Genomic DNA, 17,170 nt, shown 5'->3' on the forward strand with positions numbered 1-17,170 from the left:
GTGGCGAGGGCGGCGAGGGTGCAGGCCCAGTGCCAGGCGGTGATGGGGGCGGGTGGTTTTTCATCGCTCATGCGGCTTCTCCGGGGTTGAACAGGGCCAGCTGTACCCCGGCATAGGCGGGGGCGTCTTCGCGGCTCCTGGGTGCCTTACGGCTCGTTTTTGGGCGGGTTGGGCAGTCATACAGCGCGAGCTGCTGGCCGGCCTGCGTGGCGCGGGTGGCGTACAGGTGATCCGCAACCGCGTCGAGGAGGTTCTCCCACGCCGCCGACCGCAGGTGCTGGTACCGGCCCAACCGGATCGACCGGACGACGTCCTTGGACACGCCGATGCGGGCGCCGATGCTGCGCAGCGACTCACCGGGGGCGGCGATCTGGTCGAGGAGGGCCCGCGCTTCCTGGATGGGGTGCTCTCGGACGGTGGGGTCGTAGTCCGCGCCGATCGTCCCGGCCCGGAGCTGGTGGGTGTGGGTGGTGCACAGGCCCAGTCCGAGGATGTCGGGCGTGGCTTGTGGGTTCGGGCATCCGCAGCGCAGGCACCGGGGCATGGGGGTTAGCCTCCCTCCGCAGCGATCTGTGGTGGCCAGTCGTCGTCGGTGGGTGTTGCGTCGACGGCGTTGAGGGGCTGGTCGGCGTCGACGATGCGGGTGCGGCGCCTCCACGCGGCGATGTGCGGGTTCGGCTTCGGCCGTGGGGCGGGCTGGTGGTCCTCGTGGTCGGCGATGGCGCGCATCCGTTCGACCTCGTCGGCGTCGTGCGGGCAGCGGGTCAGGACACCGCCGATGCGGAGCATGCCGTTGACGTCGCACAGCTCGCAGTTGCGGCGGGCGGCGAGGAGCGCCTGCTTCTCCGCGTCCGCTTGCCGGGCCCGGTGTTGCTCGGCTTCCGTGGCGATGGCGTCGTCGAGGAGGGGGCGGAACAGCCCGCCGGTTTTCGAGCCGGGGCGGGATTCCCACGCGGCGATGGCGGCGGCGATCGCGGTGTTGCTCACCCCCCGCTGTTGGGCGCGGGCGACAGCCCCGCGCAACTGGCCGGGGATGTGGTCCGGCAAGCCAGCCCCGCCGTCGCGCGCGGTAGAGCCGTTAGCTGGCTGGCTACCGTAACCACCATTAAGGGACGGGTCGGGTCGGGTCGGGTCGGGATAACGCGCGCGCGGGGTACCGGACATTTCCGGGAGTCCCCGGGATGTCCCCCTGGGGGACATTTGGGGGGACATTTCGGGGAGTCCCTGGGGGACATTTCCGCGTCCGTGCTGGTAGGCCTCTTTTCGCTCGCGCTGTTTGCGCTTCTTTTCGGCCCACTCTTCCCTCTCCTTCTCGCGCTGTTCGCGAGTGGGTTGGTAGTCATTCCAGTCCCGGAATGCGTACGCTTTCGCACCCGAATCGGTTTCGATTTGCACCCACAATCCACTCCGGATCAGTGCCGAAACCTGACTAGAAGTGCCCTTCAACGCACGCACCTGGGTCGCGGGGATGACCCCGTCGGTCTCGTATCTGCCGCACCAGGAACCGGCCTTGACCCACAGCCCGACGGCCGCGTTCGGCAGTGTCGAGACCTTCGGGTGGTCGTAGAAACCGTCGTCAACTTTGAACCAGGCCATCCAGGTGCCCTCCTTCCGTGGTGTCTGTGGTGTGGGCTACGTCCGCGAGGAGGTAGCCGCGATTCGTGTGGGTGAGTAGGCCGACGGTGGCCAGCAGGTCCGGCATGTAGGCGGGGATGCGGAGCCTGCGGGCGAGGTGGCACAGGTGCGGGACGGTGATCTCCCCGCCGGTGTAGCTGCGGGCGGCGTGCCACCCTGCGGCGTGCCAGAGGCGGTAGCCAGCCCACTGCTCGTCGGCGGAGCCGAGGGAGGCGAACCGTGGGTCGGTGGGCGCCTCGTCGGTGGGGATGAACACGCCGTCGTGGATGAGGGCGATGGGCTGGGTCATGGGTGTCTCCTAGAACGGCGGGTCGTCGTCGCCGTCGCTGATGGTCTGCTGCCACCCGCTGGCCTGTTGCTGCGGCGGCTGTTGTTGTTGGGTGGGCTGGGGTGATGGGGTGCTGTTGCTGGGGGCGTCGAGCATCCGCCACACGTCGAAGGCCTGCACCTCGGTGGCGCTGCGGCGTTGCCCTTCGGGGGTTTCCCACTGGCGGGTGACGGGCTTGCCCCGCACGACGACGCGGTCGCCCTTGGTGAGGCGGGCGGCGGGCTCGGCGCAGCGGCCCCAGACGGCAACGGTCCAGTAGACGGACTGGTCACGTACCCACTCGTCGCCGTCTTTGTGCTGGTCGGATGCGGCGATGCGGAGCTGACAGACGGCTTTGCCGGATTGGGTGTAGCGCAGCTCGGGTTCCATGCACACCCCGCCCTCGATGTAGATGTGCTGGATCATGCGGCGTCACCACCATCGGCGAGGCCGAGGGCTTCCGCGCGGGACTGGCAGGCGCCGGCGAGGCGGGCCATGTCATCGTCAGATAGGCCCAGGCTCTCGGCGTGGGTGTAGATCCGGTCGATCTGGTCGCCGGTCTGCGCGTCGTCGAGGGCCGCGATGGCCTTCTCGATCGGGGTGCCCTCCGGCTCCGCCTTCTCCGCCTGCCGTGGCGTGCGCTTCTGCGTCAGGGCGGCGCGTGCTTTGCCCCGCTGGGGGCGCTGCTTCGGCCCGTCGAGGCGCTCCGCGCTGGCCTGGATCGGCTGCTCAAGTTCGAGGTCCTCTGCGGCGTACCGGATGCCGAGGAGGACATCAGGAGCCAGGCGGCGGCACACCTCGGACGCGGCCTTGGCGTACAGCATCGCCTGCGGATCCGTCGCGTACTTCTTGTTGCTCGTATATCCGGCTTGCTTGGCGCGGTCGATGGTCCAGCGGGACTCCTCCGTCTCGCCCCTGGGGCTGGAGCCTCGGACGTGGACTGCGTCGGGGCCGGACTCCACGGTCTCGAACCGGTAGCCCTTCGACTTGAGGAGGGCGACCATGGTGCGGGCGTACACGGCGGGCTGGCCGTGGACCACGAAGACCTGCTGTAGTGCTTGCTGCGGTTGGAGGCCGAGTTCGGCGCCGTACATGATCGCGGCGGCCCCGTTGTCGGGCTTGCCTCGGAAGGCTTGCGGCACCATGTCGGTGTTGCACATGACGGTGGCGAGCCGGTGGGCGTATTCCATTGCCCGGACCTGCTTTTCGAGTAGTTCGAGGCCGTCGTTGGTGGGGTTGGGCAGCGGCATCGCTTCGGCCTGCTGCGGCTGGGTGGTGTCTAGTTCTTGGGTCATTGGTCTGTCTCCTTGGTGGCTTCGAGGAAGGTGATGGTTTCGAGCTCGTCGAGGGCTCGGAGTGGTCTGGCGAAGATTTCGTGGAGGAAGTCGAGTTCCTCGGTTTCGCCGTCGAAGAAGTCGCGGGCGAGTTCGTCGCGCCATCGGTCGGCGGATTCTTTGAGTGCGGTGGCGAGGATGCGGCAGGCGTCTTCGCGGCTGATGGTCCCGTCGGTGGCGAGCGTGACTGTGAATGCGCGTCCGCCGAGGGCGTCGGCGACGGGGTTGTCATCCGGGTACGCGGCGAGCGCGAGCACCGGCTTGCTGGTCATGTCCATGCTTTGCGCTCCATGGTGTAGGTGTCCGCGCCGACTGCCTGGGCGTACAGGTCGGGTTGCTCCCGCTTGAGGCGGGTCGTGTCGAGCTGCGGTTTCGGCTCCATGTAGTCGGCGAGGAGCTGTGCTGTGGCGTCGTCCTTGGGCAGTCGTGATCGGGCGAATCGGCCGGCTTTCCGGGTCATCACCGGCGCCCCGTCGAACACGCAGCGGCGGGCGTCCCCGGCTTGTTGCATGAGCCGGTTCTCCGCGTCCCGCACCGCCCGGTCCGCGTCAGCTTGTCGCCTCCACGCGGTGGTCAGCTCGTCCATGAGGTCGACGGGCACGTCGAACTCGCGGGCCTCATCGGCGCGGGGGTTCAGGGCGGTAAACACCTCCCGGGCGTGGACGCTGTCGCCGACGTCTGGTGGGGTACCGTCGAGGATCAGCCGGTAGAAATCGGCGGCGTCCGCGCACAGGTTGTCGAAAGCATCCTCGTCCCACTCCACGGTGTGGATGCTGGGCGTGCCGTAAACGGGGGCGATGATGATGTCAGCCTCCCGGATCCCGGAAACACCCATCTGGAAAATCACCTGCGCCCACCAGTTATCGCGGACCCCGTCGTCGCGGCGGGGGCGTTTGACCTCGAGGATGCGCCGCTTCGACCCGATCCGGGCCCGCCTATCGAGCGTGACCATGTTCGGGAAACCGAGGTCCGGGTCCCTGTACGCCACCTCGCCCCGATTAGCCTGCCAGCCGGGATGCTGACGCAGCCACACGTTGACGGCGTAATCCTCCGCATCGTGGGCATCGTCGAACATCGCCTGCGTGGCGGCGTCGATGGGCTGCGACCACTGTCCGGTCATCTCGTGGTACCGCTCCCACGCGGAGACGTAGTCGATGCCGAGGTAGGCGCCGTCGGCGTCGCGGGCCATCGCGGGGATCTTCGAGGCGGTGACGAGCTTCTTCCACTCGTCGGTGCCGGGGGCGGGCGGGTTACGCACTAGCTCGTGCGACATGCTGTGGTCCCTTCTTTGCGGCGTGGGCGTCGGCGTAGGCGAACAGGCGCTGCGCGACGCGGGTGTCAATCCGGTGCTGCTTCCGGTTGGGGTTGAGCCACCGGGTGAGCTGGTTGCGGGTCGTGCCGAGGCGGCAGATCGTCGTGACCTCCCCCAGCTCGTCACACATGAGCTGCAGCGCGGCGAGGGTGTGGTAGGTGAACGGCACCCGGTCGGGTAGCTCGGATGGGGCGGGTTTGGCGGCGGGGTTGTCGATCTCGTCCCACGCGGCGATCGGCACCCACGCCCTGGCTCGGGTGAAGATCGTCGGTTCGCGCCGGTAGGTGTAGCCGTGCTCCTCCGCGAACTCTGCTATCCGAGGAGCCATGGTTGGCGACTTGGGATGCGGGGATACTCCGCGGGTCAGGCTGTAGATCGTTGTCCTAGTCACCCCGAGGGCGTCGGCGAGTTCGTCGGAGCGCCACCCCAGCGCCATGAGGCCCTGTAGTCGGCGGGCCACCCCGGTCGGGGTGATGGCTGGTGGGGCCAGCGGTATGGCGAGGATGCGGGCGATGACGCTGCGCCGTCCGCTGCGGTACCGTCCGGTGGCGTAGTTGGTGAGGGTGTCTGGGGATACCCCGGCGGCGTCGGCGATCTGGCTGTACCGCCAGCCGAGGGCCTTGAGTCGGTGGATGTGGGCGGCGGCCGTGGAGTGGTCCACGGTGGGCGTGACTACACCCGTCGCGCGGGCGTGTTTGTGGCACAACCCCCGGTAGCTCTCCCGCCCTTTGTTGGTGCAGTTGGGGCGTACGCAGGTGGTCACTGGCCACCGCCGTGGGTGAGGATCGCGGCGACCGCGTAGCCGACCATGCAGATGATGACGAGGAGGGATAACACCGCGAGGGTCAGCATCGCCCACTCCGCCACGGTGAGATGCGAGTCCTCGATGCGGCGGGCCCGGTCCTGCAGGTAGGTGTCGCGCCAGTGCTCCTCGTGCTCGGAGATGGCCCGGTCGATCGCGGCCCGTACCGCCGGGTGGGTGGTGTCGGGAGCGTGGTCTGGGATGATTCGCTTCGGCGTGGGTTCTGGGATGGGGTGGCGTGACTGGATCATGCGGTCTCCTGGATGCCGAGGCGGCGGTTGACGGTGGAGCGGGGGAATCGGAGGGCGGCGCCGATGCGGTAGGGCCGGAGGTCGGCGAGTTTGCCGGCATTGGCGTGGCGGATGACCGTGGTTCGGTGGATGCCGAGCATCACGGCGAGGTCGTCGGGCGTGTACGCCACGGGCGATGCGGTAGAGTGAGTCATGGATCGCGTCCTTTACTGGGTGGATGCGGATACCCGGCGTGTGGTGGCAGCCACGGATACGCCGGGTTTTCTTCGTTGTTGGGTGGGTGTGGTGGGCAGCTGGTCCCCTAGCCGCAGGAAGCGGGGCATTGTGGGGGCGCTTGCCGTGGGGAGTGTCGGACCCATCGGCTGGGATCACCTCGCCACACCTCGTGGTGGTGCTGGGGGCTGGACCCCAGGAGCGTTCCATCTCCACCACCTGAATTTGTGTTGTCGCGCCGTGGTGTTCCCTCCCCACCGGTTGCCACCAAGTGGGGGTGCCTGCCTGTCGGCTCGGCCCCGGTCGTGGCACGTCTACACACCAGTGCTCTCGGGGCCCCGTATCTGCCACGGCGCTCTGTATTCGGTTGTCAAACATCACGGGGGACTTGGTGGTCCCGGCGCCCGGGCGGGGAATCGAACCCCGCGCCACTCCTCCAAGCGGGCTGCTGATTGTGGTGTCGTCCGGCCTTCCCCAGCCAGGCGAAACCAAACGCCGGGTTATGCGGCGGTGTTTGTGGGGGCGGTTTGGTCCACCGCGACGAGTAGGCGGTCTGGCCGCGCCCCCAGATCGTGGAGGGCTTGGAGCACCATGGGGGTCGGCTCGCGGGTTCGGAGTGCCCGAGCGACTGTGTTGCGGGACAGCTGCGTGCGGGCGGCGAGCGAGACGTTGCTGGTGATTTGGTGCATCCGCTTCACGCGGTCCACCTCGTCCAGGCTGATAAGAAGTCTTGTCACTTTTCACCTCCTTCGCGGTGACATGACAAGACTTTAGGGCACTTCCCCCCGTAATGACAAGAATTCAGGGCGAAAGTTCTTGTAATTACATCGGAACGTGCTGGTCACCCCCGTTTGATGCGCAAAAAGTTGTGCAGTAGGTTTACCCCCATGACCAACAAACAGGGCACCCCAGACCCCATCAAGTGGCTCAGCGAAACCACCGGGCAGCGCATCACCGTCACCCGAATCGGACAGATCCTTGGAGTCTCACGGAACACCGCTCGTAGTCGGCTCGATGACGGACTAGCGGCTGACGATGTAGTCACGCTCGCCCGTGGCTTAGGGGTCAACCCCGTTAGCGCCCTGCAGGAACTCGGCTACGTCACCACCAACGAACTCTTCGACGCCCTCGACTCCGACGGAACCCTCCTCGCAGCAGCGCCACCGGACCAGCTCGTCAAGCGTCTGGCCGAGGACATGCTCACCCCGGAGCAGAAGCTCGAACTAGGCCGGGCAGTATTCAGCGATGCGCAGCTAGCATCGGTTACCCCCATCCGGAACCGGCCGCGTGATGTCCCGACCGTCCCATACGATGACCAACCAGAGGACGCAGTTGCGGACTCATCCCCGGACGTAGGAGGTGACTTGGATGACCTCGATCGGTGACCTGCATGACCTGGCCTACCGGCTCGGCATCACCCTCGGCCACCACCACGGAGGCCCGAAGGCGTGGTACTCCGCCAGCACACGGCGGATCAGCACCCGCTGGTGGCTACCCGTGTGGGAGTACAAATCCTCTCTCGCGCACGAGCTGGGCCACGCCATCCACGGCGATCAACGCCTCGACCACGGGCACTTCTCGCAGATGCAGGAACGCCGCGCAGACCGGTTCGCCGCCGAGCTGCTGATCGACCCCGACCAGCTCGCGGACCTCGCCCTGTGGCACGTCGACGACCTCGACTGCCTCGCCGCAGACCTCGAGGTAACCCCTCACCTCCTCGCCGTCTACCTCCACCACAACCCCCAACCCCGACAGGAAGAAGCAGCATGATCTGCCCCCAGTGTCACAGCCCCAATGCCCGCGTTGACTTCGTCCAGTCCGCTAGCCGGTCCAGCCACACCGGAACCGGCCTCGGCGGGCACACCAACAACGCCGCCCGTGCCGTTACCGCGCTCTCAACACTGGGCATGTCGAACCTCGTGTGGAAGAAATCCAAGGGCGGCAGCAAGCAGAAGTTCAAGACCCAGAAGATGGGCCTGTGCCAGGACTGCGGCGCGAGTTGGAACGTCCGCTAGACACAGAAAGACCCCCACCGCCGGGGTAGGGCAGGTGGGGGCCAAGAGTTGTCCCACGTGAGAGACAGGAAACAGGCTACATGAGCGTCCAACGACGCCCCAAGACAGGCAAACCCGCCAAGGGCTCGGTGAAGTGGGTGGTGCGGTACCGCGACCCCTCGGGGCGCGAGCACTCCCGCAGCTTCCCCACGGAGAAGGCCGCGAAAGCATATGACCAGGAACAGCAGCGCGCACTCCAGCGCCGCTCATGGGTGGACGAGAAAGCGGCCCCCACTCTCGACGAGCTCTGGGATACCTGGGAGGCATCGGCCACCACCAGCGGAACAACAGCAGTCCGGAAACTGGTGCGGAAAAACCTCGGTGAGCTAGCCGACGTCAGCATCACTCGCATCACTCCCGCCATGTTGCGAGCCTGGGTCGCGCACCTACGGGGCGGACGGCCGTGGATCGATGGCTGCACCGGCTTGTCGGAAAACACGATACGCAACTACTGGGCACAATTGTCCGGGGCCCTCAACCAGGCCGTGGACGATGGTCTCCTAGTCGCGAGTCCCGCCGCGCGGGTGCGTCTTGGAGCTGCTCCAGATACCCGCGTGAAGCGCGTGACGATACCTCGAGTCGATCAGGTGCGGGAGCTAATCGAGACGTGCGACGCGACAGGACGAGACACGCTCGCGACGATGGTCATCCTCGCCGCGTCCACCGGCATGCGGTCGGGCGAGGTTGCGGGTCTCCGGTGGCGAAACGTGGACCGGGTCAACCGCATCGTGCACGTCGTCGAGCAGGCCGCGTCGCAGCACGATGGTAAACGGAGGGCCGGTGAGGCACGGTGGTCGCCGAGGCTCAAGACCAGCACCTCGCGCCGTGACATACCCGTCTCACCTGCAACGGTTCAGCGGCTTCTAGAGCACCGCCTGCGGCACCGGTCGGCGCCGGATGAGCCGCTGTTTCTCACGCCCACTGGCCGGATGTGGAGGTCTGACAACGTCAGCGCGGCTATGTCCAGCTTTGGGTTCCGGTTCCACGACTTGCGGCACCTCTATGCGTCCCATCTCATCCGCCAGGGCCTGGGGGTGAAGGCAGTGCAGGAGCTGTTGGGTCATGCGTCGGCTTCGACGACGTTGGATACGTACACGCATCTGTGGGTGGACGAGTGGGATCGGGCGCGGGATGCCAGCGCGGATCTTGTGCGGGATATTTGCGGGATAGAGGATGGGGAGAGCCCCGCGCCGGTGGTCGTGGAGTGACCTGGCGCGGGGTTAGAAATCCGCCCGGACCTGCTACCCGAGGATCTGGCGGCCCATCACCAGGCGGCAGATCTGGTTCGTCCCCTCGTAGATCTGCGTGATCTTAGCGTCGCGCATCATCCGCTCCAGCGGGAAGTCCCGGGTGAACCCATACCCGCCCAGGAGCTGCACCGCGTCTACGGTGACGCTCATTGCCACGTCGGACGCGTAAGCCTTGGAGGCGGCGGCCATCAGGCCCAGCTTCTCACCCCGGTCTGCGCTGCCTCGCTCGGCGTTGCTCGCGGCGGTGTAGACCATCAGACGGGCGGCTTCGATCTTCATCCGCATATCGGCGAGCATGAACTGGGTGTTCTGGAACTCGGCGATGGCCTTGCCGAACTGGCGCCGTTCCTTCACGTATGCCACGGCGTTGTCGTAAGCGCCCTGGGCGAGACCCAGCGCCTGCGCGCCGATGGTGGGGCGGGTGTGGTCCAGGGTGGCCAGTGCAGTCTTGAAACCGGTGCCCTCCTCACCGATCATGCGGGAGGCCGGCACGCGGCAATCCTCGAAGTACAGCTCGGCAGTCGGGGAACCCTTGATGCCCAGCTTGTGCTCCAGGCCCCCGACGCGGAAGCCCTCATCGTTGGCGTTGACCATGAACGCGGAGATGCCCCGTGCTCCGGCATCGGGGTCGGTCACTGCCATGACGGTGTACCACTCGGACTTGCCGCCGTTGGTGATCCAGCACTTGGAGCCGTTGATAACCCAGTCGTCCCCGTCCTTGCGGGCGCGGGTCTTCATGGCTGCCGCGTCAGATCCGGCTTCCCGCTCGGACAGAGCGTACGAAGCCATCTTGCCGCCCGCGATGTCCGACAGCACTTCCTGCTTCAGTTCCTCGGATCCGGAGAGGATGAGGCCCATGGTGCCCAGCTTGTTGACGGCAGGGATCAGCGAGGAGGACCCGCACACACGGGCGACCTCTTCGATCACGATCACAGCCGCCAGGGAGTCGCCGCCTTGCCCGCCGTACTCCTCCGGGATGTGGATGGCGTTGAATCCGCTCTCGTTGAGCGCCGCCAGGGCTTCCTCGGGGAAGCGGGAGTTTTCGTCGACGTCCTTGGCGTGCGGCGCGATTTCCTGCTCGGCGAGGCCACGGATCGCGGAGCGCAGGTCCTGGTACTCCTCGGGGAGACGGAACGGTTCGAAGTTTGGGTTAGCTCCCATTTGCGTGACACACCTTTTCGTGACGGTTGTTCTTGTTCTTGAAATCGCCCCACGCCCGCATCTGACGGGCTTGCGCGGGGGTTCTCACGACGGCTCTCGGCGGTCGAGAAGCCTCCCCGCAGTGGGCGCACTCTTCTACCAGCTTACGAAATCATGAGCCACAGCGCCGTCACCGGCAACGTTCGGGGGGACTTCGAGCCCCGCGGAGCGGCCAATGACACGGAGGCAGCGGGGTGGGGGCGCCCATTCTTGGCGCCGTGGGTGGCTGGCTGGGGCTACGGTGTTGTTTATGGACGCCAGCACTCAGCGCTTACCCAACTCCTCCCCCAACGCCACCGTTTCGCTGCCCGCATCGCGTCGTCGGTTGGTAGCTGCGTCAGTTGCAGCCGCAGCCTGCCTGGGACTCGTCTCCGCCTGCGGGTCCGAGGGTGGCTCGACGGGTGGGAGCCAGGCCCCGAGTCAGCGGGCGGCAGAGGGGACGCCGGCGCAGTCTACCCAGCCGTCCCCGACTGCAGGTGGGGGCCAAGGGCCCTCTGCTTCCCCGGCACAGCCGGGACCCACCGGGGACATGTGCCGATCTGCCAATCTGGCAGCTGACGTCACCGATGAACACGGCGCGGCGGGGAGCATGTACGTGAATCTGGGATTGACCAATGTGGGAAACGAACCGTGCACCCTGCAGGGGTATCCTGGGGTCTCCCTCGTCGCCGATAACGGAGCGACGCAGCTCGGAAAGCCTGCCAACCGGGATGGGGCTTCCGGGGATGGGGAGCCAGCCGTCGTCCGGTTGGAACCGCAGCAGCGAGCGAGTGCCGAGCTCAAGATTTCCCGGGCGGAGATTCACGGGGCTCGGTCGTGCCAGCCAACTCCCGCTGAGGGGTTCCGGGTGTTCCCACCGGGAGAGACGGAGGACATCGTGGTGGCCCACGGCGGGCTGAAGGGATGCCGAGGGGACGTGGGCCTCATGCAGGTCGGCCCAGTGCGGGCCACCTGACGCAAATGCCCTGGGTCAATCACCTCAGGCGAGATGGGAGGTGATGTAATCCGTGGCCAGACCGGAACCATTCACCGTGTAGTAGTCCGTGTGCAGGATGGTACCCAGGGCGTTGGCTGGCAACTGGGTGTAGAAGTTGATCTGCTCCTGCGGGGGCAGCTTAGCCACGTTGGCGTTTAGCTGATCCACGGGAAGCTTCAGCGCCAGGATCGCCGTCTGAGCAAAGACCTGGGCGAGGAGACGTCCGGAGTCCCGCGTATCGCAGACGATGTCACCGGCACGGCAGATATCGAGGACCCGGTTAGTCACCGAACCGTAGCCGCCGGGCAAAGCACCGTAAGCGCCTTCCGTGGCGCCGGCTCCGCCGGCCTGCTGAACGCCTGGAACGCCTCGATTCGGGTTCGCCATCAAGACCGCGCTGGTCAAACGGTCCGCAGGGATTGGCCCCTTGCCCTGCCCGATCTCCTGAGCAAGACGGGCCCCGATATCGGCCCCCATCGAGTAGCCGAAGACAGCGAACTTCGCGTTAGGGCAGGCTTTCGCCGCCTGGGCAAGGGCGGCTCGAGCGGTTGTGAGTCCGTTATCGCGGGTCTGCTCGTAGGTGTAGGCCCCACCAGGAATAGAGTCGTAGCCTACGTAGCGATCGATAACTCGGTTAGGAGCCGTAATCCTCAACCTCGTCCCCACATCACGAGAGTAAGCACCCATCGGAAGATTTTCTGGCGAGGAACTGAAAGTATTAGCACCACCCGGAATGTTGATCACAATGTTGGATGAGCATTGGCCGGGCAATGCTGGCAGGTAGGGAGTGAAAACGGATGATCCAGGAATCTGGGCCTGCGCCTGGGGCGCTAGGGATGGGGTAGCTACGGTAGCGGCCACAGCACTAGCGGCGATACCTGTGGAGGCAAGAAGGGCAGCACCCAAGCGGCGAAGCATGATGATCTTTCTCTCCCGTACTTTAAGTTTCGTGAAAGCTGAGGTTGCCCGGCCGTGTCTCGGTGTCGCGACGCGGGCGATCGGCTAGCGGTAGGCTGTAACACGTTCAGCCACCCACCAGCAGAAGACCATCTGAAATTAGCTGCAATGGGAGGCTTTTTCTAGTCGAGCGTCGACATATGTGCAGCCTGTGTTACAGATCACTCTCACGAGCTTCAGTCCGGTTGCATCTTTGCTCCCAGAATGTAGATTTTAGTCAGCCAGAACTAAACGAAAGGTGCAAGCTCATGGCCGGAGGCCTTGCCGCACTACTCGACGATGTTGCCCTCATCGCCAGAAAAGCCGCCGCCAACCTAGATGATGTCGCCGCCACCGCCGGACGCACCAGCACCAAAGCTGCCGGAGTAGTAGTGGACGACACCGCAGTGACCCCCAAATTCGTGGAGGGAGTCACACCCGACCGTGAAATCCCCATCATCTGGAAGATCGCCAAGGGGTCCTTGTTTAATAAGCTCATCATCATCCTGCCCATAGCCCTCCTCCTGAGCTGGCTGGCTCCCTGGGCGCTCATGCCCCTCCTCATGCTGGGCGGGTTCTACCTCAGCTTCGAGGGCGCTGAGAAGATCGCCGAAAAGGTTGTTCCCGGCGCCCACGAGCACGCCAGCGACGAAGACCAACCGAAAGACGAGAAACAACTCGTGCGAGGGGCGGTCCTAACTGATTTCATCCTCTCCTCAGAGATTATGGTCATCAGCCTCAACGAGGTAGCGGCAGAACCACTAGCCACCCGCGCCATCGTTCTCGTCATTGTCGGCCTCCTCGTCACCGCAGGCGTCTATGGAGTGGTCGGTTTGCTCGTCAAGATGGACGACGCTGGCATCAAACTCAGCCGCAGCAAGAGCCCCGGGGTGCGCAAATTCGGCCGCAGCTTGGTCTCCGGTATGCCCAAGTTGCTCTCCGCCATCGGCATTATCGGGACGTTCGCCATGCTATGGGTTGGCGGCCACATCCTCGTTATGGGCGTGGATTCGCTAGGGTGGCACGCCCCGCACCATGGCGTCCAATATCTGGAAGAGGCGGCACACCACCTCGTCGGAGGAGTGGGCGGATGGGTCGCCGAGACCCTCGCGTCCATGATCGTGGGGCTCATCGTCGGTTTCGGCATCGTCGCAATCGTCACCGCAGTCAGGCGGGCCCGTGGACACGCACACTAGGCCGCCGGCGGAGCTACACGCCAAGGACGTGGCCCTCGTCATCGAAGGCGGCGGCATGCGCAACAGTTACACGGCAGCGTGCATTCACGAGCTGGTGGCCAAAAACATCCATTTCGGCTGGGTCGGCGGTGTTAGCGCAGGCGCTTCTCACCTGGTCAATTTCCTCTCCAGAGATGCTGACCGCAGTAGAGAGGCTTTTGTAGAATTCGGCGCCCACCCCGATACAGGGGGTCTTCGCAGCATGGTTCGCGGCAACGGCTTCTTCAACGCGGAATACATCTACGAGGTTGCCGGAAATCACGATTCCGACCTCCCCTTCGACTATCAAACATTTGCGGCGGACCGCACTCCTTTTCGCATCTCCGCTTTCCGGGCCGATACCGGGGACACGGTATATTGGGGACGGGAAGACGTGTCCTCCATGCCCTCGCTAATGCGGAAAGTCCGGGCTAGTTCCACATTGCCGGGACTCATGCCGATGCCGTTCATTGACGATGTTCCCTACGTGGACGGGGCTCTGGGCACGTCCGGCGGGATTGTTACCGAGGCTGCGGAAAGCGACGGCTTCACCAGGTTTCTCGTGCTATGCACCCGCGGGCGGGATTTCTACCGCAAGCCTCCCCGCTCCCCCCGATTAATCCGGCGATGGTTCCGGGGATACCCACACGTCGCGGAGGCCGTGATTACCCGCCACGAGAGGTATAACGCAGCGCGGGACCACCTCAAAGCACTGGAGCGAGAGGGCAGAGCCCTCATCTTCTACCCCACCAACATGCGGGTCGAAAACCGTGAGAGAAATCTCAAGAAGTTGCAGCAATCATATGAAGACGGGCGGAAACAAACACATGACGAGTGGCCACAGTGGATGGAATTCCTCGGAAATTAGAGGCACGGGACACGGGAGCACCCCATCCCCCGTCCGGGTGCGCGGGTTAAGCAGCTTGGGCGACCTCCGGCCGCTCCGCCGCTAGTGCCCAGCCGATACCGGCCACGGCAATTCGACCGCCAATCTTCTCGCTCTTCAACCTCTGCGGGCCTGCTTGCCTCTCGAGCATGTCCCGGGCCCACTGTGGCAGACAAGCCAGTCCGCCCCCAGTGACCAGGCGAAAAGCAGGCCACGCGTACTTCGGTAGAGGCGGCTCGTCCAGCAAAAATGCGGCGGCATCCCGCGCTGGCGGAGTGCAGCGGAGTTCCGGGAGGTAACTCTCCAAGCCGTTGAGCAGCCCCTCCCATGTTTCCGGCAAGTCTTCCGCCCCGAGTAGCCGGGCGGAGATACAGCTCTGTTGCACGTAGGTGTCCATCTCCGAGGCATCCAACGGACTGCTGGAGTACATCTGATGCGCCGTAAGAAAACTGTATGCCTCCGCTAAATGCACCCAGCGCAGAAGATGGGGATCGTTCGCTTCATAGGGGCGCCCTTCATCATCGACGCCCCTAACCCTTTCGTGAATGCGACGTATCGCGCCAATCAACCGCTCGGCGTGCGTGATAGTACCAAAGGTCGTCGTAGCCAAATAGGTACTGGTGCGTTGCAACCGACCCCACGGATCTCCCCGATAGCCACTGTGATCCGCCACCCCGTACATCGCGCCGGGGTGAAGCGACTGCAGAAGAAGCGAAGTGATTCCGGCCGGGAACATCGCGGCGTGTGCGTGGACGCGCCAGATCGGGTCCTCGGGCGTGAACCAGCGAGCGCCGGGGGTTTCCCAAATGCGGCGCGCCGCTTTCTCCGCGTGGGGCCCCGCGACCATGGACTGCAGCTGATCGTGGGCCTTCTGCTGCAGGAAGCGCTGAGGTCTCAACCGTACATTCATGGTGCAAGTTTACGCCGGTGGGCAGGGAGCTGAGGGGGTGACGTCACCAGGACAAGGAGAAGTCCGTTGGCTGTCCGAACACGAGGCGGGCGTGCTTGCAGGCCGTGGGTTCCGAATTCTCTGCGGTGACTTTCCCAGTCACGAGAATGCCGTTGATGACGGTGAGATCGCTGCCGTTGATCCCACTAATCCATTCCACGCCCCGCCGCGCAAGGTCGTTCGGCTGCAACGGAAACGTCGTGAGCTTTTCCGGTGCGGGGAGGGTGAACTCCATGTCATAAACGGAGGGTTCCTCTCCCCAGGTTCCGGTGCGGGCGTCCTTATCAGCAAGGTGGATAACACAATCGCTGCGCGGGGTGGTCACCGACATCCCGTGCTGTCCGCGGTCAGAGTATTCAGCACCGGGAATGGAGCCACACCACTTCTTATGCTGTCCGATGGGTAACCCCAGGTTGGGGCCCACATTCGGTTTATCCTTGTCGATGTTTCCGACCGAGCGATCGTAGTTCAGCAGTCGAAGCTGGGGGCTGGGCGCGTGATCGTCTTCATCGTTGAAGCGGCGGGCAGACACATTTTGGTTTTCGCCGCGTTCCCGAATGGGCACCGAGCTCCCCTCTGTCTTGCTAGACAGCTCTCGTGCGATTGCAGCGGCATCGTCCTGCGGCGCAACTAGCCGCGTGAGAACCTCCGTTTGTTCCGCCACCGTCTTTTTCCACGCTTGCAGAAATTCGGCGGATTCCACGTCGCGGGATTGAGAACTGGTGAAGCCATCCACCCATTCGCGAATGCTCCCATTCGCATTCGTATACGCGGTGGTCTCGTGATTGATGTTGTCCTTCGTCCACATACACCGCCACTGCACCACATCGCGAGTCTGGCTCGTTCGAGCACAATGGCCCTGATTCTTCACCAGCCTGCCCATTGCGGCGGCGATCATCGTTGGCCCGGGGTGCACCGTATCCACAGCTTGCAGGCTCACCTGCCCCTGCTCATGGCTGGTGAGTCCGCACGCGCTCACGGTGGCGGTCAGCGTCGCGGCCGTCAGCACAGCAAGTGTTGGACGCCACCACCCGCGCGCTCCCCCACCTCCCCGCCAGGCGCGACGGGCGCGCACATCCGGGCCCAGAAACTGCGGGGACTCCAGAAGTTGCGGGGCGTTCATGCTCTCAAACTTTAACCGGCGAAGCGCTGCGGTGCCGGGACGGGGCGGAGCGATTCAGGCGCCGGGCTGGTGGCGTCGGGACCCCAGATGCAGCGCACCACCCAATTTCGTTAGCATGGGTGCGTGATTCGCCGCCTTGTCTCCCGCACATTCTGGGCCCTAAGCCCCTGGACCCTGAAAACCGAAGCCGCCCCGACACGACCGACCGTTCTCATCGGAGCCCCGCACACATCCAACTGGGATTTCATTCTCATGTTGGGTATTGCCTGGCGTCTGGGCATACACATCAAGTGGTTGGGAAAAGACAGCCTGTTCAAGGGATGGAAAGGCCCGATCATGCGCGCGCTAGGGGGTGTGCCCGTTGACCGGGCCAATCCGACCGGAATTGTGGAAGATATGGTTGCTCGCGTTCGTGCCGGGGAGGTCTTCGGTTTGGTGGTGACGCCCGATGGCACGCGCGGCCACCACTCCCATTGGAAGTCGGGCTTTTATCGCATTGCACGGGATACGGGAATGCCGGTGACCTTGGGATATGTGGATCGGACGACCATGACGACGGGGCTGGGACCGACCATCGAGCTAACCGGGGATATGCGCGCCGACATGGATCGGATTCGGGATTTCTACCGGGATAAATCGGGATATAAGCCGGACATGCGGGTGGAACCTCGATTGACCGCAGAGGAGTAGCTGAAGAGGAGTGGCTGAGCCATGAATTCTGGCTCCAC

The 17,170-nt window shown here is 64.8% G+C and carries 23 protein-coding genes; 8 read left to right on the forward strand and 15 right to left on the reverse strand.

Going from position 1 to position 17,170, the window contains the following annotated elements:
• Window positions 1-67: 67 nt before the first annotated feature.
• The 11 genes from CHEID_RS07195 to CHEID_RS07245 form a co-directional block, all read right to left on the reverse strand.
• On the reverse strand, window positions 68-544 hold the full coding sequence (locus CHEID_RS07195; RefSeq protein ID WP_112768747.1) for a hypothetical protein: 477 nt from the start codon (window positions 542-544) through the stop codon (window positions 68-70).
• Window positions 545-549: 5 nt separating this feature from the next.
• Window positions 550-1,596, reverse strand: a complete 1,047-nt coding sequence (locus CHEID_RS07200; RefSeq protein WP_112768748.1) for a hypothetical protein — start codon at window positions 1,594-1,596, stop codon at window positions 550-552.
• Window positions 1,577-1,924: a hypothetical protein gene (locus CHEID_RS07205; protein ID WP_112768749.1), complete on the reverse strand. Its 348-nt coding sequence runs from the start codon at window positions 1,922-1,924 to the stop codon at window positions 1,577-1,579. Before CHEID_RS07205 ends, CHEID_RS07200 begins: the two co-directional genes overlap by 20 nt.
• A 9-nt stretch (window positions 1,925-1,933) precedes the next feature.
• A complete protein-coding gene (locus CHEID_RS07210) occupies window positions 1,934-2,368 on the reverse strand; it encodes a single-stranded DNA-binding protein (protein WP_112768750.1) in 435 nt (144 codons plus the stop codon).
• Window positions 2,365-3,237, reverse strand: a complete 873-nt coding sequence (locus CHEID_RS07215) for a hypothetical protein (protein WP_112768751.1) — start codon at window positions 3,235-3,237, stop codon at window positions 2,365-2,367. The genes CHEID_RS07210 and CHEID_RS07215 overlap by 4 nt, the downstream gene beginning before the upstream one ends.
• A complete protein-coding gene (locus tag CHEID_RS07220; protein ID WP_112768752.1) occupies window positions 3,234-3,554 on the reverse strand; it encodes a hypothetical protein in 321 nt (106 codons plus the stop codon). Before CHEID_RS07220 ends, CHEID_RS07215 begins: the two co-directional genes overlap by 4 nt.
• Window positions 3,545-4,549 (reverse strand): hypothetical protein, encoded by a 1,005-nt coding sequence (locus CHEID_RS07225; RefSeq protein WP_112768753.1) that lies wholly within the window; start codon window positions 4,547-4,549, stop codon window positions 3,545-3,547. Before CHEID_RS07225 ends, CHEID_RS07220 begins: the two co-directional genes overlap by 10 nt.
• Complete coding sequence (locus CHEID_RS07230; protein ID WP_273661036.1) at window positions 4,527-5,351, reverse strand: helix-turn-helix transcriptional regulator; 825 nt, start codon at window positions 5,349-5,351, stop codon at window positions 4,527-4,529. The genes CHEID_RS07225 and CHEID_RS07230 overlap by 23 nt, the downstream gene beginning before the upstream one ends.
• Complete coding sequence (locus CHEID_RS07235) at window positions 5,348-5,641, reverse strand: hypothetical protein (protein WP_112768755.1); 294 nt, start codon at window positions 5,639-5,641, stop codon at window positions 5,348-5,350. The genes CHEID_RS07230 and CHEID_RS07235 overlap by 4 nt, the downstream gene beginning before the upstream one ends.
• Entirely contained in the window at window positions 5,638-5,835 is a 198-nt protein-coding gene (locus CHEID_RS07240; protein ID WP_112768756.1) for a helix-turn-helix domain-containing protein, read from the reverse strand. Before CHEID_RS07240 ends, CHEID_RS07235 begins: the two co-directional genes overlap by 4 nt.
• Before the next feature lie 519 nt (window positions 5,836-6,354).
• Window positions 6,355-6,591 (reverse strand): XRE family transcriptional regulator, encoded by a 237-nt coding sequence (locus CHEID_RS07245; RefSeq protein WP_181645855.1) that lies wholly within the window; start codon window positions 6,589-6,591, stop codon window positions 6,355-6,357.
• A gap of 150 nt (window positions 6,592-6,741) precedes the next feature.
• On the opposite strand from CHEID_RS07245, the gene CHEID_RS07250 reads away from it, so the two are divergent.
• The 4 genes from CHEID_RS07250 to CHEID_RS07265 all read left to right on the forward strand — a co-directional run bounded on the left by CHEID_RS07250 (window position 6,742) and on the right by CHEID_RS07265 (window position 9,116).
• Window positions 6,742-7,239, forward strand: coding sequence for a hypothetical protein (locus CHEID_RS07250; protein WP_112768757.1), 498 nt, complete (start codon window positions 6,742-6,744; stop codon window positions 7,237-7,239).
• Entirely contained in the window at window positions 7,223-7,624 is a 402-nt protein-coding gene (locus tag CHEID_RS07255) for an ImmA/IrrE family metallo-endopeptidase (protein WP_112768758.1), read from the forward strand. The genes CHEID_RS07250 and CHEID_RS07255 overlap by 17 nt, the downstream gene beginning before the upstream one ends.
• Window positions 7,621-7,869, forward strand: a complete 249-nt coding sequence (locus tag CHEID_RS07260; protein WP_112768759.1) for a hypothetical protein — start codon at window positions 7,621-7,623, stop codon at window positions 7,867-7,869. The genes CHEID_RS07255 and CHEID_RS07260 overlap by 4 nt, the downstream gene beginning before the upstream one ends.
• An 80-nt stretch (window positions 7,870-7,949) precedes the next feature.
• Window positions 7,950-9,116: a tyrosine-type recombinase/integrase gene (locus CHEID_RS07265; RefSeq protein WP_112768760.1), complete on the forward strand. Its 1,167-nt coding sequence runs from the start codon at window positions 7,950-7,952 to the stop codon at window positions 9,114-9,116.
• Window positions 9,117-9,149: 33 nt separating this feature from the next.
• Here CHEID_RS07265 and CHEID_RS07270 read toward each other — a convergent pair whose 3' ends face one another.
• Window positions 9,150-10,319, reverse strand: a complete 1,170-nt coding sequence (locus CHEID_RS07270) for an acyl-CoA dehydrogenase family protein (protein WP_112768761.1) — start codon at window positions 10,317-10,319, stop codon at window positions 9,150-9,152.
• Between the two features lie 289 nt (window positions 10,320-10,608).
• Here CHEID_RS07270 and CHEID_RS07275 point away from each other — a divergent pair, with 289 nt between their 5' ends.
• Window positions 10,609-11,313 (forward strand): DUF4232 domain-containing protein, encoded by a 705-nt coding sequence (locus CHEID_RS07275; RefSeq protein ID WP_181645856.1) that lies wholly within the window; start codon window positions 10,609-10,611, stop codon window positions 11,311-11,313.
• Between the two features lie 24 nt (window positions 11,314-11,337).
• On the opposite strand, the gene CHEID_RS07280 is transcribed toward CHEID_RS07275, so the two are convergent.
• Entirely contained in the window at window positions 11,338-12,021 is a 684-nt protein-coding gene (locus CHEID_RS07280; protein WP_181645857.1) for a cutinase family protein, read from the reverse strand.
• A gap of 518 nt (window positions 12,022-12,539) precedes the next feature.
• On the opposite strand from CHEID_RS07280, the gene CHEID_RS07285 reads away from it, so the two are divergent.
• Window positions 12,540-13,466 (forward strand): DUF808 domain-containing protein, encoded by a 927-nt coding sequence (locus tag CHEID_RS07285; RefSeq protein ID WP_112768764.1) that lies wholly within the window; start codon window positions 12,540-12,542, stop codon window positions 13,464-13,466.
• A complete protein-coding gene (locus tag CHEID_RS07290; protein ID WP_273661038.1) occupies window positions 13,450-14,352 on the forward strand; it encodes a patatin-like phospholipase family protein in 903 nt (300 codons plus the stop codon). The genes CHEID_RS07285 and CHEID_RS07290 overlap by 17 nt, the downstream gene beginning before the upstream one ends.
• 46 nt (window positions 14,353-14,398) lie before the next feature.
• Here CHEID_RS07290 and CHEID_RS07295 read toward each other — a convergent pair whose 3' ends face one another.
• Entirely contained in the window at window positions 14,399-15,280 is an 882-nt protein-coding gene (locus CHEID_RS07295; RefSeq protein ID WP_112768765.1) for an oxygenase MpaB family protein, read from the reverse strand.
• Window positions 15,281-15,323: 43 nt separating this feature from the next.
• Window positions 15,324-16,442, reverse strand: coding sequence for a hypothetical protein (locus CHEID_RS07300; protein ID WP_146743814.1), 1,119 nt, complete (start codon window positions 16,440-16,442; stop codon window positions 15,324-15,326).
• Between the two features lie 123 nt (window positions 16,443-16,565).
• Between CHEID_RS07300 and CHEID_RS07305 the strand changes: the two genes are divergently transcribed.
• Window positions 16,566-17,132, forward strand: coding sequence for a 1-acyl-sn-glycerol-3-phosphate acyltransferase (locus CHEID_RS07305; RefSeq protein WP_112768767.1), 567 nt, complete (start codon window positions 16,566-16,568; stop codon window positions 17,130-17,132).
• Window positions 17,133-17,170: the final 38 nt, after the last annotated feature.

The sequence above is a fragment of the Corynebacterium heidelbergense genome (genome assembly GCF_028609845.1).
GTDB lineage: Bacteria > Actinomycetota > Actinomycetes > Mycobacteriales > Mycobacteriaceae > Corynebacterium > Corynebacterium heidelbergense.

Coding starts and splice junctions, on each gene's coding strand:
- CHEID_RS07260 (WP_112768759.1), top strand. CDS start 7,621: ATGATCTGCCCCCAGTGTCACAGCCCCAATGCCCGCGTTGACTTCGTC.
- CHEID_RS07255 (WP_112768758.1), top strand. CDS start 7,223: ATGACCTCGATCGGTGACCTGCATGACCTGGCCTACCGGCTCGGCATC.
- CHEID_RS07265 (WP_112768760.1), top strand. CDS start 7,950: ATGAGCGTCCAACGACGCCCCAAGACAGGCAAACCCGCCAAGGGCTCG.
- CHEID_RS07295 (WP_112768765.1), bottom strand. CDS start 15,280: ATGAATGTACGGTTGAGACCTCAGCGCTTCCTGCAGCAGAAGGCCCAC.
- CHEID_RS07280 (WP_181645857.1), bottom strand. CDS start 12,021: ATGGGTGCTTACTCTCGTGATGTGGGGACGAGGTTGAGGATTACGGCT.
- CHEID_RS07215 (WP_112768751.1), bottom strand. CDS start 3,237: ATGACCCAAGAACTAGACACCACCCAGCCGCAGCAGGCCGAAGCGATG.
- CHEID_RS07225 (WP_112768753.1), bottom strand. CDS start 4,549: ATGTCGCACGAGCTAGTGCGTAACCCGCCCGCCCCCGGCACCGACGAG.
- CHEID_RS07220 (WP_112768752.1), bottom strand. CDS start 3,554: ATGGACATGACCAGCAAGCCGGTGCTCGCGCTCGCCGCGTACCCGGAT.
- CHEID_RS07240 (WP_112768756.1), bottom strand. CDS start 5,835: ATGACTCACTCTACCGCATCGCCCGTGGCGTACACGCCCGACGACCTC.
- CHEID_RS07200 (WP_112768748.1), bottom strand. CDS start 1,596: ATGGCCTGGTTCAAAGTTGACGACGGTTTCTACGACCACCCGAAGGTC.
- CHEID_RS07205 (WP_112768749.1), bottom strand. CDS start 1,924: ATGACCCAGCCCATCGCCCTCATCCACGACGGCGTGTTCATCCCCACC.
- CHEID_RS07300 (WP_146743814.1), bottom strand. CDS start 16,442: ATGAACGCCCCGCAACTTCTGGAGTCCCCGCAGTTTCTGGGCCCGGAT.
- CHEID_RS07250 (WP_112768757.1), top strand. CDS start 6,742: ATGACCAACAAACAGGGCACCCCAGACCCCATCAAGTGGCTCAGCGAA.
- CHEID_RS07210 (WP_112768750.1), bottom strand. CDS start 2,368: ATGATCCAGCACATCTACATCGAGGGCGGGGTGTGCATGGAACCCGAG.
- CHEID_RS07195 (WP_112768747.1), bottom strand. CDS start 544: ATGCCCCGGTGCCTGCGCTGCGGATGCCCGAACCCACAAGCCACGCCC.
- CHEID_RS07275 (WP_181645856.1), top strand. CDS start 10,609: ATGGACGCCAGCACTCAGCGCTTACCCAACTCCTCCCCCAACGCCACC.
- CHEID_RS07285 (WP_112768764.1), top strand. CDS start 12,540: ATGGCCGGAGGCCTTGCCGCACTACTCGACGATGTTGCCCTCATCGCC.
- CHEID_RS07270 (WP_112768761.1), bottom strand. CDS start 10,319: ATGGGAGCTAACCCAAACTTCGAACCGTTCCGTCTCCCCGAGGAGTAC.
- CHEID_RS07235 (WP_112768755.1), bottom strand. CDS start 5,641: ATGATCCAGTCACGCCACCCCATCCCAGAACCCACGCCGAAGCGAATC.